Below are 14,260 nucleotides of genomic sequence, written 5' to 3'. Positions count from 1 at the left end.
TGTCTTGTCGTGCTAGATATCGCCCTGTTGTGCGGTTTCCTCGTTGCGCGGATTCAGGAATGAATCGGTGATCACCGCGAGCAGCAGGACCACGCCCTTGATGAGATTTTGCCCGGCGTAGGAGATATCCAGGATCGTCATGCCGTTGAGCATGGTGCCGATCAGCAGCGTGCCGATGATGACGTTGAGGACGCCGCCGCGGCCGCCCGATAGCCCGATGCCGCCGAGCACGACGACGAGGATGACGTCATAGATCAGCGTCGAGTTGAAGACGCGGGTCGGCATCGAATTGACCGACGCCGCCATCACCAGGCCGGCGAAGCAGCCGATCAGCGCCGTCACGACATATTGCAGCACCACGATGGGGCGCGACGGAATGCCGGTGGCGCGCGCGGCATAAGGATTGTCGCCGATAGCGTAGATGTAGGCGCCCCACCGCGTCCGGCGCAGCAGGAACGCCACGATGACACAGGCGATTGCGAACATGATGATCGGGGTCGGAATGCCCAGAATGACGCCCTGCCCGAGCCGCTCGAAGCCATCCATGCCCGGGCTCCATTGCACGACGTCGAGTTGAAACAAGGCCGTCTGGCCGAGCCCGGCCAGCAGCAAACCGGTGGCGAGCGTCGCAAACAGCGACGGCACTTCGGCGTAGGCAATCAGCCAGCCATTGACGAGGCCGAAGGCAATCGCAAGCAACAACGCCGCGATCAGCGACGTCGGCAGCGAATGCCCGTTCTGCACCATCTGCAGCACGAGGCCCGGCGGAACGGCGAGCGCCGCGATCAGGGAGATATCGATGCCGCGGCCGATCACGACGATCGCCATGGCAAGGCCGAGAATCCCGAGCACCGCCACGTTCTGCAGCAGGGTCAGCATGTTCTCCGGCGTCAGGAAGCCGCGCAGGAAGATCGAGAACGTCAGGAACAGGACGGCAAAGACCGCGAAGACGACCTCCTGCTGGCTGAATCGAAAGCGCTTCATTGTCTCGTCCTTCTTCCGGGCCGTTCCCGCGTCGCTTGCCTTGTCCGCGACCGCGCGCCGCTCGCCGCAGGAGCTCCGGGACGCACATTTTTCGACAGGGCGGCGCCGACAAATGCCCCGACCGCATCGATGTAGCTGTCGATCGATGTGCCGCGCCGGCGGTACTTGGCGCGTTTGACGTACCAGTCCTGCAGCAGCGGCTTGATCAGCGACGCGCTGAGCGTGATTTCGTCTGTCGAGAAGCTGCCGCTCGCGACCCCCTGCCTGATGACATCGGCGATGATCTTCTCGGTCGTCACTTCCATGTCGACCGCGCGCTGGCGTTCCGCCGGCGGAAACGATTTCGCCTCCATGAAGGCGAAGACGAACCAAGGCTGCATCGCTTCGCTCATCCGGATGTGGGTCGCGATCACCCAATCGAGATGCTTGCGGGCATCCGTCTTCACCTCGTCGGGTGGCGCGGTGAGCACCTCGACCGCCGTGGCCGCGACTTCGCCGAGGATCATCGAGAGCAGCGTCGGCTTGCTGTCGAAATAGGTGTAAAGGCCGCCCATGCTGAGGCCGGAGGCCTCGGCGAGTTGCCGCAGGGTGGTGGCGTGAAAGCCCTGCTTGTTGGAAAGGGCCAATGTGGCGCTGATGATGCGCGCGAGGTTCGCGACGGCAAGCCGGGTTTTCTGGACGCGGACGGAATCCCGATGGCGCTCGAGGATGCGTGCGCAAAGCACCTCCGTCGAGAACGCGTTCGGCCACGGCGCTTGTCGCGCGAGGTCCACGTCGCCTCCCAATTTTTCTCCGGACACTCGTTGGTGTCCGGGTTCGGGCTGATGCGCCCGTTGTTTCACTCTTAGCCCAGGGATCGCCCGCGAGAGAAGAGGGAACCGGAGCTTTTCCGAGCAAGCGCTCGCTTTTTTTCTGCCACCAGCAGTTGCAATCGATTGATGTCCCTGCCCCCGGCTGGCTCCGCTGCGGCGACGTCCTGCCGGCGTCGCCGACCCTGTCGCTTCGCGATAAGTACGTTTGGAGTGTTCGGTCCCACCGGCTCGGCGGGGCGAGCGATCTTCGCGGCTTTCCCAGTAAAGAGAAGAAAATTCTCCAAACGCGGCACGGGCTGGCTGGGGCGGGAGGGATCGAACCTCCGAATGGCGGAATCAAAATCCGCTGCCTTACCGCTTGGCTACGCCCCAACGTGCCGATCGAGGGCACCGCCGGTCTATAGAGTGAGGCCCCCGATTTCAACAGGGGGACGCGCGAAATCCCGCGAAAGCGGCCGGCCGGCTGCCGTCCCCCAAATATAGAGTGCGTCCTAGGGCTGTTTCCGTTCCGATGAAATCGGAACGGGGCTCTAGATTCTCGTTTTGACGCGTTTTCCCGACGCGAACCAGTATCCACTTCGCTGGAAAATGCTCTCGTGGCCGAAACGGACCGCGCGGCGTCCGTTCGGAGAGTTGAGAGGCGGCGACTTTCGTGGGAAGACGGTTGCCAAACGCTTCGTCGGGAGTAACGCCATGACCTACCGTGCGCCGATCAACGATATCCTGTTGTCCCTCAATCACGGCGCGGGCCTGGCTGCCGCCGTCAAGGCCGGCCATTACGGCGATTTCGACGCCGACATCACCGCCGCCGTGCTGGAGGAAGCCGGCAAGTTCGCCGGCGACGTGCTGGCGCCGCTGAACAAGGTCGGCGACGAGCACGGCATCAAGCTCGACAACGGCAAGGTGACGACGGCGCCCGGCTGGCCCGATGCCTATCAGCGCTGGACCGCTGCGGGCTGGAACGGGGTGTCGGGACCGGAGGCGTTCGGCGGCCAGGGCCTGCCGCTCGCGATCAACGCCGCCTGCACCGAGATCTGGAGCGCCTCGAACGTCGCCTTCGGCCTCTGCCCGCTGCTGACGCTGTCCGCGATCGAGGCGCTCGACGCCCATGGCAGCGACGAACTCAAGACCATCTACCTGGAGAAGCTCGTCACCGGCGCATGGACCGGCACGATGCAGCTCACCGAGCCCAACGCCGGCTCCGATGTCGGCGCGCTGCGCACCCGCGCCGAAAAGCAGCCCGACGGCACCTACCGCATCAAGGGCACCAAGATCTTCATCACCTATGGCGAGCACGACATGACCGACAACATCGTGCATTTCGTGCTCGCACGATTGCCCGATGCGCCCGCCGGCACCAAGGGGATTTCTCTCTTTCTTGTTCCGAAATTCCTGGTCAAGGCCGACGGCTCGCTCGGCGACCGCAACGACATCCATGCCTCCGGTGTCGAGCACAAGCTCGGCATGCACGCCTCCCCCACCTGCACCATGACGATGGGCGATAAGGGCGGCGCGATCGGCTATCTGATCGGCGAAGAAAACCAGGGCATGCGCTGCATGTTCACGATGATGAACCAGGCCCGGCTCGGCGTCGGCCTCGAAGGCGTCGGTATTGCCGACCGCGCCTATCAGCAGGCGCTGGCCTATGCGCAAGAACGACGCCAGGGCAAGGCCGCCGGCAAGAAGGGCGACGGCATGGATCCGATCATCGTGCATCCCGACGTCAAGCGCATGCTGATGCAGATGCGCTCGATGACGGCGGCGGCGCGCTCGATCTGCTACGCCACCGCGGTCGCGCTCGACGTCTCAGTGCGCGCCACGGACGCCAAGGTGCGGGCCGACGCCGCGGCGCGCGGCGCGCTGCTGACGCCGATCGCCAAGGCGTTCTCCACCGACATCGGCAACGAGGTCTCCTATCTCGGCGTCCAGGTCCATGGTGGCATGGGCTTTATCGAAGAGACCGGCGCCGCGCAGCATTATCGCGATGCCCGCATCACCTCGATCTATGAAGGCACCAACGGCATCCAGTCGATCGACCTCGTCACCCGCAAGCTCGGCACCAATGGCGGCGCCTCGGTGTGGGCGCTGCTCGACGAACTCTCGGCAACCGTCAAGCAGGTCGAAGCCTCCAACGATCCGGCCTTCGGCACCACAGGCCCAAAGCTGCGCGACGCGCTCGCTTCACTCGAGCGCACCAGCAAATGGCTGCTCGAACGCTTGGTGGTCGCGCCGAACGATGCGCTCGCCGGCGCGACGCCTTATCTGCGGCTGTTCGGCGCCACGCTCGGCGGCTGCATGCTGGCCGGCGAAGCGCTGGCCGCGAAGGCCAATGGCGAAGCCGAGCCGCAGCGTTACGTCGGACTGGCGCGCTTCTTTGCCGAGAACCTCGCCGTGCAGGCGCCATCGCTGGAGAAGACGGTGACCGACGGCGCGGAGGCCGTGAACGGGGCCGATGCGGTGTTGTTGGGGTAAATGATTCGGCGGCGTCGCGATCTTCGCGCAGCGGCAGGCCGAATTTTGAGTACGGCTCTCACCGGATGTCGTCCCTGCGGAAGCAGGGACCCATAACCACAGACGTTCGTTGTGAGATGAGCTGGGGCCACAGCGTCGAGCAGCAATTAGCACTTGTGGTTATGGGTCCCGGGTCAAGCCCGGGACGACAGTTAAGCGGGACCTTGCCATGTCGGGCAAATCAGTGCTTCGGCATCGGCACTCGCCGGCAGATGCGCCACCGCGACAGCGAGGCGCGCGTCTTTTCAAGACATCCGTGCTAATGAACCCGCACGCAACAAGCAAGGTGACGAGAGATGCCGGCCGGCCTCGTTCAGACCTACCGCGCCTTTGCCCACAACAACGCGTGGGCCAACCACCGTCTTCTCACTGCGTGCGCCGAACTCAGCCAGGCGGAGTTTGCCGCCGCGCGCACCGGGTTCTTCCCGAGCCTGCAGCAGACCTTGAACCACATCTACGTCGTCGACCTGTTCTACGTCGACGCGCTGGAAGGCGGATGGCTCGGGCCGAAGGCGTGGGCGAACGAGGTGCCCTGCCCGTCGGTTGCCGAACTCAAGCCGGCGCAGCGCGCGATCGACCAGCGCCTGATCGCAGTCTGCGATGCGCTGACACCCGACCTACTCAACGATATCGTGCGGATCAATCGCGACACCAAGGTGCAGACCGAGCGGCGCGACCGCCTGCTGATGCACCTGTTCCAGCACGACATCCATCATCGCGGCCAGGCCTACGCCATGCTGTCCGCAACGGCGGTCAAGCCGCCGCAGCTCGACGAGTTCTTCGCCGCCGGAGAAGCGCCGCTCAGGGCCGACGAGTTCGCCGAGCTCGGTTGGACCGAAGCCACCGTGTGGGGCGGCTGACTGCGGATCAGCCAGGGCGCGACTCATAAGCTGCTCGCATGATGTCCGCTTCGCTCCGATAACGGCCGCTTTTGTGCAGCAGCAGCAAATGACGCGAGGGGCCAGAAGGCGACATCGTTGACGCGCCACAATTGTCGCCAACGACTTCTTCGAGTGAGCTGCCTGGAGCTTTTCGGTTCTGATCGAATCAGAACCGAAGCTCTAGATTCTGGTTTTGACGCGTTTTCTTGACGCGAACCGGTGTCCACGTCGCTCGAAAACGCTCTAGCTGTGAAGTTGCGAGTTGAGGCCGTCCCAATTTGGGGTGCGTCTGGTTGCCTCAAGAGCGCCGCTCTGGGAATTACGACGGAAAAGCAGGCCCTTCTGGCCTGAGAGTTCTTTGGCTTTCAGGACTCGGCCATCTTCCAAAAGGATGCGCGCGCCTGCCGTGACATAACAGCCCGCTTCAACGATACAATCGTCACCCAATGAAATGCCGATACCGGCGTTGGCTCCGATCAGGCAGCGCTCACCAACTGTATTCCTCTCTTTCCCTCCTCCGGACAGAGTGCCCATGATCGACGCTCCGCCACCAACGTCGCTGCCACTTCCCACAACCACACCGGCGCTTATCCGGCCTTCGACCATGCAGGGACCGAGCGTACCCGCATTAAAATTGCAAAAGCCTTCATGCATGACGGTCGTACCCGGAGCCAGGTAGGCTCCGAGCCTTACGCGATCCGCATCTGCAATTCTCACGTCCGCAGGCGTCACATAATCAGTCATGCGCGGAAATTTATCCACGCCTGTCACCTCAAACCCAAGGCCACGTTTTCGCGCGACGATCCGCGCTTCCGATACACGAGAGCATTCACAGGGACCGAAGGTCGTCCAGGCGACGTTAGGTAACAGACTGAAAATTCCTTCAAGGTTCAGGCAATTGGGCTGGACGAGCCGGTGGCTCAGGAGATGGAGGCGAAGATATGCGTCGTGCACATCAGTCGGCGCAGATGCAAGGGAGTCAATTTCTGTATGGATTGGAACGATATCGACATTGCGGATGTCGTCGTGTCGCGCATATCCGTCTGCCGACTCACCCAACGATCTGATGATCTCGTCCTTCGTCAGCCGTACCGCTGCCGCCTTGTCGGCCTCCGCGACCAGGCGCAGCTGAAGGAACCAGGAATCTAACACGCGACCATCAGCGGCAATCGTCGCAAATCCCTCGCCGCTCGCGCCCCTCAGCTCCGTCGCCATTTGAATTGCTCACACTACGATCCTGCACGTGGAGCATACGCAAGTTCTCGTAGAAATGGCAACTTCTGGGCTCTCAAACACGTCCGCTTTGGGTTCATTTTCGACGGATTCAGCGGGGGAGTCGACGGGTGATGTCCGCTTCTGCCCGTAAGCCGGGGCCGGGCCGAGAGCGTTGCGTCTACTACCTTGCCTTCGTTCAACTCGGGTCAATTAGGCTATGGCTGCGGCTTAGTGAGTCCGCGTCCTAGCTCAGGCGCGACGCGGCCATGAAATCCACGAACAGCCGCACGCGCGGTGGCACCGGGTGGCCGGGTTGAAACGTCGCGAACAATTCGATCTCGTCGCTGGCATAATCGGCGAGGCACGCGACGAGACGGCCCGCTTCGAGATCCTCGGCGACATCCCACAGCGCTTCGAACGAAAGGCCCCGGCCGTCAAGCGCCCAGCCGTGAAGCACGTCGCCGCTGCTGCTCGAGAGATGGCCACCGACGACGATCTCCTCCGCGCCGCTGTCGGTGCGAAACCGCCAGCGGTCATGCAGGTAATGTCGGCGGGCAAGGCGCAGGCACTCATGCCGCGCCAGATCCGCTGGCCGCTCGGGCATGCCGCGATCGGCGAGATACGAAGGCGCGGCGCAAAGGACGCGCGGGGTCGCGGCGATCTTGCGGGTCATGACGGCGGGATTGTCGGGCCGGTCAACGCGCAGCGCGACGTCGATGCCGTCCTGTCCAACCTCAAGGCCGGCGTCGGAGAGAACCAGATGGGCTTCCAGTCCCGGATGCCGGGCCGCGAATTCCGCGAGCAGCGGAGCGATCCGCCTGCGGCCAAGCTCCATCGGTGCACCGACCTTCAGCAGTCCGCGGGCGGTCGCGCCGCGCGCGGAGACCTCCGCTTCGACGTCGTGCATCGTCGCAAGAAGCCTCCTGCAATGCTCGTAGAACAACGCGCCCTCTTCGGTCAGGCGAAACCGTCGCGCGTTGCGCTCGGCGAGGCGCACGCCGAGGCGATCCTCCAGCGCTGAAAGGCGGCGGCTGACGGCCGGCGGCGAGGAGCGCAGCGCCGTGGCGCCCGCGGAGATTCCACCGGCCTCGACGATCGCACAGAACAGCTCGATATCTCCAATGCTATCCGCCAAGGCAGGCTCCATGCTTCCGCTTAGCGGAAACATAGCATGCTTTCTCGGCCCTTTTCGACCTGCACGCGGTTGTCCATTTTCCCTTGTAGAAAACAAGGAGCCAGACAATGCGTGCCATCCAATTCGAAGCCTTTGGCGATCCCTCGGTTCTAAAACTGACCGAGGTCGCCAGGCCGGCCGCCGGCCGTGACATGGCGCTGGTCCGCGTGATGGCGGCCTCCATCAACCCGAGCGACGTCAAGAACGTGGCGGGAGCCATGAGCCAGACCACACTGCCGCGCATCCCCGGCCGGGATTATGCCGGCGTGGTCGAAGCCGGGCCTTCGGAATGGCTCGACGCTGCCGTCTGGGGCACCGGCGGCGATGTCGGGTTCACCCGCGACGGCACCCATGCCGAGTTTCTCGCCGTGCCGGTTGCTAGCCTCAGACGCAAGCCGGACAATCTCAGCTTCGAGCAGGCCGCTTCAGTCGGTGTCAATTACGTTGCCGCCTGGTGCGGCATCGAGGCCGCCGGCCTGACGGCCGGCGAAACCATGGTGCTGATCGGCGCCGGCGGCGGCGTCGGTGGTGCCGCAGCCCAGATCGCAAGGCGGCGTGGCGCCCGCGTGATCGGTGTCGACAGGCATGCACCGCATCCGGACGCGCCGATCCATGACATTGCGGAGAAGCTGATCATCGGTTCAAACGACCTGCCGGCGGACATTCGCAGAGCCACTGGCGGCAAGGGGGCCGATGTCGTGTTCGATCTCGTCGGTGGCGTGATGTTCCGTAATGCCGTCAACAGTCTGGCACTCAGAGGGCGGCTCGTCGAAATTTCCGCGACCGGTCAGCGCGAGGTGAGCTTCGACCTCGCTGACTTCTATCACAACGAAAGCCGGCTGTTCGGCGTGGATACATTGAAGAGAGATCTTGCAGCGTCAGCTGACGTGCTCGACGCGCTGACCCCGGGGTTCGTCGCCGGCGACTATCGCGCGGCACCGATCGCGGAAACCTGCGGGCTCAGTCAGGCCGAGGAGGCCTACCGCAAGGTCGCGGCGGGCGCCGCAGGTCGCATCGTGCTTCAACCGCAAACGTAGGAGAGGTGACCATGATCGGCTATCTGGTTTCCCTGCTGATGGGTGCTGCGGCAGGTATCGCTTACGGGCTCGTCCAGGTTCGCTCGCCGGCCCCGCCATTGATCGCGCTGGTCGGCTTGTTGGGCATGGTCGTCGGAGAACAGGCGATCAATATGGCGCGACATCATTTCGCGGCTGCCCCTGCCTCGATCGAGCAGGCGAATGACGATCCTTCGATTGCGCCTGGTCCCGCTTCCAATCGGATACCTGATACGACAGCGCCACACTGAGCACGGACTTTCGCGAATCCGCTTCGATCACGACAGGAAGAAGGTCCCGATCAGCAGACCCGCCGCAAATGCCCACAGCCCCAAAGTGCAGGCTGAAACGACGCGGGCGAAGTTGCGCAAATCCACGTCTTGCGAAGTCACGCCTTGCGAAGTCTCGTGGGATCGATCCGTCAACTGCAGGCCCCCTGCGATGGCCGCCTTGGCATCCTTCCCGAACGCAGTAGTCTTCTCATAGGTGCCCAAATGAAGGCAACAGGCGATCACGCCGGATCACGGATTTGCACGAGCACGGAACCGGTCTGCAAGATGCCTGGAAGGGCCAGGAAGGGCGAGAGCCGGCGTCCCACGAACATTTCGGCGACATGCGCGCTCTTGTCGAGATCGCCATATTCGATGCCGTCCTCTGCCGAGGGACCGCCCTCGCCCGCGGCACGCAACGATTGCCCGATATAACCTGACCTTCGACGCATGTGGCTTCAGCCGAATTGAAGTCAAGCTTCTGCGTCACCGCGTCACGCAGCGTGACGCAGGCGGCGGTTTTGACAGATCATGTTGGCCGCGATAGCGAACAGGTCTTGCACGCGAGGAGTTTGCGATGTTGACCGGGAGTTGCCTGTGCGGGGCCGTGGCCTATGAAGTCGACGCGGAGCCCGCTGCGTTCGTCCATTGCCATTGCCAAACGTGCCGGAAGACGCACGGGTCGGCTTTTTCGAGCGTGATGCCGGTGCCGCGCGCGGCGTTTCGCTGGGTCCGCGGCGAAGAGCTGCTGGGCGCGTTCGAATCCTCACCCGGCAAGCAGCGGCGTTTCTGCACAAGGTGCGGCTCGCACATCATGGCCGAGCGGGTCGCGCAGCCGAACGTCCTGTTGCGCATGGGATGTCTCGACACCCCGGTCGCCGGGCCGGCTCGCGCGCACATCTGGCGGTCCGATGCTGCGGCCTGGTATGATCCGAAGCACGAGACGGCTGAAGTTCCGGAAGGCTTGTAGCGCCTCCCCGATCGGCGAAGTCCGGACCTGCCCACACCCGGGTAGGGGTTTCTCGTCCACTGCATTGCATCGCCGCCATGCTCGCCCGAGGGGAAAAGATGCGCGGGAACACCCTCCGGAGCCCTTCAGACCCCCTTGGGGCTTGCACCGGATCATGTAAGGTTCGTGTAAGGATTGTCGCAACGAGCTGGAGTGGCCCGGCAGCGATGACGCCACCCGCTGATGCAAGGGACCGCGTGATGACCGCGCATGTGATCGTGACCGATGAGGGCGCCGCGCGCCTGATCAAGATGCGCCGGCCCGAGAAGAAAAACGCGATCACCCGGGACATGTATCGCGCGATGAGCGCCGCGATCGACACCGCGCAGAACAATCCGAATATCCGCTGCCTGATTGTCACCGGCGGCTCCGGCGTGTTCACCGCGGGCAACGATATCGAGGACCTCCTGAGCGAGGGCACCTCGACCAGCGAGGCGCCGGGCGCCTCCGACCTGGTCAAGTTCCTCTATTCGCTGGCCCACAACGTCAAGCCGATCATCGCGGCCGTCGATGGCGTCGCAATGGGAATCGGCACGACGCTGCTGTTCCATTGCGATTATGTGCTCGCCAGCAAAACCGCGCAGTTCTCGACCCCGTTCAGCACTTTCGGCCTGGTCCCGGAGGGCGCCTCCAGCCTGCTGATGCCGCGCAGCATGGGCCACCAGCGCGCCTTCGCGATGCTGGTGATGGGACGTACCATGACGGCCGACGACGCCCGCGTCGCCGGCTTCGTTAACTCGGTGGTTGCGCCGGGACATGCCGAGGTCGAGGCGCACAAGGTGGCGCGGGAGATCTGCGCGCTGCCGGCGGAAGCAGTCGCGATCTCGCGGCGGTTGATCCGGCTACCGCCCGAGGACGTCACCCGCCGGATCGATCAGGAGAACCATTTGTTCACGGAGCGCATGCGCTCCGCCGAGGCGATCGCCGCCTTCAGGAGGTTCGTGGCGCGCACGAAGGATTGAACAGCCGCGTCGCAAAAATGTAGTGGCGCCGCGTCATGATCGTGTGCTCCATGGACAGGTCATGAGACGCTTCCATCTTTCACCCCTCGCCGCCGCGATCTGCTCGCTTGTTGTCATCGCGACCGGCCCCTGCGCGGCGCAGACCGCGGCGCCGGTCGACTTGCGCATTCTCGCGATCAACGATTTCCACGGCTATCTGCGGCCGCCGCCGGGCGGCATCCGCATCACCGATCCCGCCGACGCGACCAAAAAGATCATGGTAGCAGCCGGCGGCGCCGAGCGGATGGCGACCGTTGTCAAGAAGCTGCGCGAAGGGCACAACAACAACATCTTCGTCGCGGCCGGCGACCTGATCGGCGCCAGCCCCTTCCTGTCGGCGATGTTCCATGACGAGCCGACCATCGAGTCGCTGTCGATGATGGGGCTCGCAATCTCCTCGGTCGGCAATCACGAGTTCGACGAGGGCAAGGACGAATTGCTGCGGATGCAGAACGGCGGCTGCCATCCGGTCGACCAGTGCCAGGGACCGCATCCCTTCCTAGGTGCCAAGTTCCGCTACCTCGCCGCCAGCACGATCGACAAGGCCACCGGCAAGACGGTGTTTCCGCCCTACGAGATCAAGACATTCGACGGCATTCCGGTCGCCTTCATCGGGCTGACGCTGAAGAACACGCCGAACCTGGTGTCGCCGGCCGGCGTCGCGCCCCTCGAATTCCGCGACGAGGCCGAGACGGTGAATGCACTGGTCCCCGAATTGAAGGCGCGCGGCGTCGAGGCGATCGTGGTGCTGATCCACGAGGGCGGCTTTCCTAGCGGCGACTACAATGAATGCCCCGGGATCTCCGGGCCGATCGTCGACATCGTCAAGAAGTTTGACAAGGCGGTCGATGTCGTGATCTCCGGTCACACCCACCAGGCCTATGTCTGCGAGATCGACGGGCGGCTCGTCACCTCGGGCGACAAATACGGCACGCTGGTCACCGCGATCGACCTTCAACTCGATCCGAAGACCCACGACGTCATCTGCGCCAAGGCCGACAACACCATCGTGCGGATCGGCAGCTATGCCCGCGATCCCGAGCAGAGCGCGCTCTTGGAATCCTACGACCGGCTGGCCGCGCCGATCGCCAACCGCCCGGCGGGCGCGGTGACCGAAACGCTTTCGCGGGCACCGAACGATTCAGGCGAAAGCCCGCTCGGCGACATCGTCGCCGACGCGCAGCTCGCGGCGACGAGCTCGGAGCCGAATGGCGGCGCGGTGATCGCCTTCACCAATCCCGGCGGCGTGCGCACCGACATCGTCAAGCGCGACGAGGGCGCGGTGACATACGCCGACATCTTCGCAAGCCAGCCGTTCCGCAATCAGCTCGTCACAATGACGCTGACCGGCCAGCAGCTCAAGGACGTGCTGGAGCAGCAATGGGCCGACCCGAAGCGGCCGCGTCCGCTGCAGGTCTCCAAAGGCTTCGCCTATGCGTGGGATGCGACCAAGCCGGATGGGGCGCGCATCATCGCGGAACGGATGTCGCTCGACGGCCGGCCGATCGACCCCAAGGCGAGCTATCGCGTCACCGTCAATAATTATCTCGCCGAAGGCGGCGACGGCTTCACGGTGTTCAAGGACGGCGCCGCGCAGCAGTTCGGCGTTTACGACGTCGACGCGCTGTATGCTTATTTCAAAGCCAACAGCCCGGTCGGCCCGATCGCGGCCGGCCGCATCGCGCGGATCAATTGAACATGGCGGCGCGGGTGGAACGCACGTCTATCCCCGTCATTGCGAGGAGCCCAACGGGTCGCGCGAATGCGCGCCCGATGACAGGCTCCGCGACGAAGCAACCCATCCCTCCGCACGCGCGGTGACAATGGATTGCTTCGCTTCGCTCGCAATGACGGTGAGAAAGGTTCGAACCCGCCCCTTTCCGGGCCGCCGGTAACGGCCTACATTAGATCTTCGTCATACGCGCAGCAGTTGCGCCGGGAATTTGCATGACACTGCTTCTGACGCATTCCGCCTGTCTCAACCACCTCACCCCGCCCGGACATCCCGAACGCCCCGACCGGCTGCGCGCGGTCGACGAGGTGCTTGGCGAGGACCGCTTCAGGGCGCTGGTGCGTGATTTGGCGCCGGAAGGCGACCTCGATTCGGTGATGCTCTGCCATGGCGAGCATTATGTCGGCGAGCTCCGCCACATCGCGCCGACCTCGGGCATGATCTATGTCGACGGCGACACCTCGATGTCGCCAGGAACTTGGGAAGCGGTGATGCGCGGCGTCGGCGGCGCCGTCGCGGCGACTGACGCTGTGATGGCAGGTCACCATCGCAACGCCTTCGTCGCGGTGCGCCCGCCCGGGCACCACGCCGAGAAATCGACACCGATGGGATTCTGCTTCTTCGACAATGCCGCGATCGCCGCGCGCCACGCGCAGCGCAAATACGGCATCACGCGCGCCGCGGTGATCGATTTCGACGTCCATCACGGCAACGGCACGCAGGACATCTTCTGGGCCGATCCGACCGTGATGTACTGCTCGACCCACCAGATGCCGCTGTTTCCGGGCACCGGCGCCATGAGCGAGCGCGGCGAGCATGACACCATCGTCAACGCACCGCTGGCGCCGGAAGACGGCAGCGCCAAGTTCCGCGCAGCCTTCGAGAACCTGATCCTGCCGCAGCTCGAAAAATTCTCGCCCGAGCTTCTCGTCATCTCGGCGGGCTTCGACGCCCATCACCGCGATCCCCTGGCCTCGATCAACCTCAGGGGCGAGGATTTCGGCTGGGTGACGCGCAAGCTGATGGACATCGCCGACAAGAGCGCCGAAGGCCGTGTGGTCTCGGTGCTGGAGGGCGGTTATGACCTCGAGGGCCTGAAAGAGTCGGTGGCTTCCCACGTCACCGCATTGATGGGCGCCTGAATAACCGCCACAATACGCCCGCATAAATTCGATTGATTCTGCGCCAATGCAAGCATGATCCCGAAAAGTGGGAACCGGTTTTCGGACCAGATCATGCTCATGCCAACTGCGCAGCCAGGAACTCATTATGGCCGAAAATACTCAAGCCGACGTCAAGAAGCTCTCCTTCGAACGCGCGATCGAGGAATTGGAATCGATCGTCAAGCGGCTCGAGGACGGCAAGGTCCCGCTCGAGGAGTCGGTCACGATCTATGAGCGCGGCGAGGCGCTGAAGCGGCGCTGCGAGGAATTGCTGCGGCAGGCCGAAGCCCGCGTCGACAAGATCACGATCGACGCCGCAGGCCAGGTGACCGGCACCGAACCGCTCGACGTCCAATGACACCCGACGATCCCAGGCGGCGCACGGATGCGCACCTGGCGCGGAATCGGCCGGCCCGGACCGGCCGGCTGCCGCTGAAATAGGCGAGATGGAACC

General features: G+C 64.0%; 15 protein-coding genes and 1 tRNA gene. 9 read left to right on the top strand and 7 right to left on the bottom strand.

The annotated features are described in order from the left end of the window. Positions 1-12: 12 nt before the first annotated feature. The 3 genes from UP10_RS10835 to UP10_RS10825 form a co-directional block, all read right to left on the bottom strand. The gene (locus tag UP10_RS10835) at positions 13-984 is read right to left on the bottom strand and encodes an ABC transporter permease (protein WP_044538350.1); all 972 of its coding nucleotides are present in this window, start codon (positions 982-984) and stop codon (positions 13-15) included. Continuing rightward, on the bottom strand, positions 981-1,757 hold the full coding sequence (locus UP10_RS10830; RefSeq protein ID WP_044587338.1) for a TetR/AcrR family transcriptional regulator: 777 nt from the start codon (positions 1,755-1,757) through the stop codon (positions 981-983). Before UP10_RS10830 ends, UP10_RS10835 begins: the two co-directional genes overlap by 4 nt. Positions 1,758-2,093: 336 nt before the next feature. Then, positions 2,094-2,168, bottom strand: a tRNA-Gln gene (locus UP10_RS10825). A gap of 321 nt (positions 2,169-2,489) precedes the next feature. On the opposite strand from UP10_RS10825, the gene UP10_RS10820 reads away from it, so the two are divergent. Beyond that, positions 2,490-4,268, top strand: coding sequence for an acyl-CoA dehydrogenase family protein (locus tag UP10_RS10820; protein ID WP_044587337.1), 1,779 nt, complete (start codon positions 2,490-2,492; stop codon positions 4,266-4,268). A 335-nt stretch (positions 4,269-4,603) separates the two neighbouring features. Continuing rightward, the gene (locus tag UP10_RS10815; RefSeq protein WP_044587336.1) at positions 4,604-5,167 is read left to right on the top strand and encodes a DinB family protein; all 564 of its coding nucleotides are present in this window, start codon (positions 4,604-4,606) and stop codon (positions 5,165-5,167) included. Positions 5,168-5,431: 264 nt separating this feature from the next. Here the strand turns inward: UP10_RS10815 and dapD are convergent, their stop codons facing one another. Both dapD and UP10_RS10805 read right to left on the bottom strand, forming a co-directional pair. Continuing rightward, entirely contained in the window at positions 5,432-6,403 is a 972-nt protein-coding gene (dapD, locus tag UP10_RS10810) for a 2,3,4,5-tetrahydropyridine-2,6-dicarboxylate N-succinyltransferase (protein ID WP_044587335.1), read from the bottom strand. A 244-nt stretch (positions 6,404-6,647) separates the two neighbouring features. Next, entirely contained in the window at positions 6,648-7,538 is an 891-nt protein-coding gene (locus UP10_RS10805) for a LysR family transcriptional regulator (RefSeq protein ID WP_044587464.1), read from the bottom strand. Between the two features lie 107 nt (positions 7,539-7,645). On the opposite strand from UP10_RS10805, the gene UP10_RS10800 reads away from it, so the two are divergent. Both UP10_RS10800 and UP10_RS10795 read left to right on the top strand, forming a co-directional pair. Next, positions 7,646-8,614 carry a quinone oxidoreductase family protein gene (locus tag UP10_RS10800; protein ID WP_044587334.1) on the top strand — a complete coding sequence of 323 codons (969 nt, stop codon included), beginning with the start codon at positions 7,646-7,648 and terminating at the stop codon, positions 8,612-8,614. An 11-nt stretch (positions 8,615-8,625) separates the two neighbouring features. Next, positions 8,626-8,883 carry a DUF1427 family protein gene (locus UP10_RS10795; RefSeq protein ID WP_044587333.1) on the top strand — a complete coding sequence of 86 codons (258 nt, stop codon included), beginning with the start codon at positions 8,626-8,628 and terminating at the stop codon, positions 8,881-8,883. Between the two features lie 27 nt (positions 8,884-8,910). Here the strand turns inward: UP10_RS10795 and UP10_RS10790 are convergent, their stop codons facing one another. Beyond that, complete coding sequence (locus UP10_RS10790; RefSeq protein ID WP_044587332.1) at positions 8,911-9,126, bottom strand: hypothetical protein; 216 nt, start codon at positions 9,124-9,126, stop codon at positions 8,911-8,913. A gap of 17 nt (positions 9,127-9,143) precedes the next feature. Then, a complete protein-coding gene (locus UP10_RS44060; RefSeq protein WP_156179760.1) occupies positions 9,144-9,353 on the bottom strand; it encodes a hypothetical protein in 210 nt (69 codons plus the stop codon). A gap of 125 nt (positions 9,354-9,478) precedes the next feature. On the opposite strand from UP10_RS44060, the gene UP10_RS10785 reads away from it, so the two are divergent. From UP10_RS10785 to UP10_RS10765, 5 genes are all read left to right on the top strand, one after another. Then, positions 9,479-9,871 carry a GFA family protein gene (locus UP10_RS10785; RefSeq protein WP_044587331.1) on the top strand — a complete coding sequence of 131 codons (393 nt, stop codon included), beginning with the start codon at positions 9,479-9,481 and terminating at the stop codon, positions 9,869-9,871. 239 nt (positions 9,872-10,110) lie between these two features. After that, a complete protein-coding gene (locus UP10_RS10780; RefSeq protein WP_044587463.1) occupies positions 10,111-10,872 on the top strand; it encodes an enoyl-CoA hydratase-related protein in 762 nt (253 codons plus the stop codon). A 61-nt stretch (positions 10,873-10,933) separates the two neighbouring features. Further along, the gene (locus tag UP10_RS10775) at positions 10,934-12,607 is read left to right on the top strand and encodes a bifunctional metallophosphatase/5'-nucleotidase (protein ID WP_044587330.1); all 1,674 of its coding nucleotides are present in this window, start codon (positions 10,934-10,936) and stop codon (positions 12,605-12,607) included. Positions 12,608-12,858: 251 nt separating this feature from the next. Further along, positions 12,859-13,785 (top strand): histone deacetylase family protein, encoded by a 927-nt coding sequence (locus UP10_RS10770; protein ID WP_044587329.1) that lies wholly within the window; start codon positions 12,859-12,861, stop codon positions 13,783-13,785. Between the two features lie 127 nt (positions 13,786-13,912). Further along, on the top strand, positions 13,913-14,164 hold the full coding sequence (locus UP10_RS10765) for an exodeoxyribonuclease VII small subunit (RefSeq protein WP_044587328.1): 252 nt from the start codon (positions 13,913-13,915) through the stop codon (positions 14,162-14,164). The last annotated feature ends 96 nt before the right edge of the window (positions 14,165-14,260 follow it).

It is taken from the genome of Bradyrhizobium sp. LTSPM299 (assembly GCF_000938235.1).
Taxonomy (GTDB): domain Bacteria; phylum Pseudomonadota; class Alphaproteobacteria; order Rhizobiales; family Xanthobacteraceae; genus Bradyrhizobium.
The sequence above is the reverse complement of the archived record's forward strand: the minus strand, read 5'-3'. Positions and strand labels throughout refer to the sequence as shown.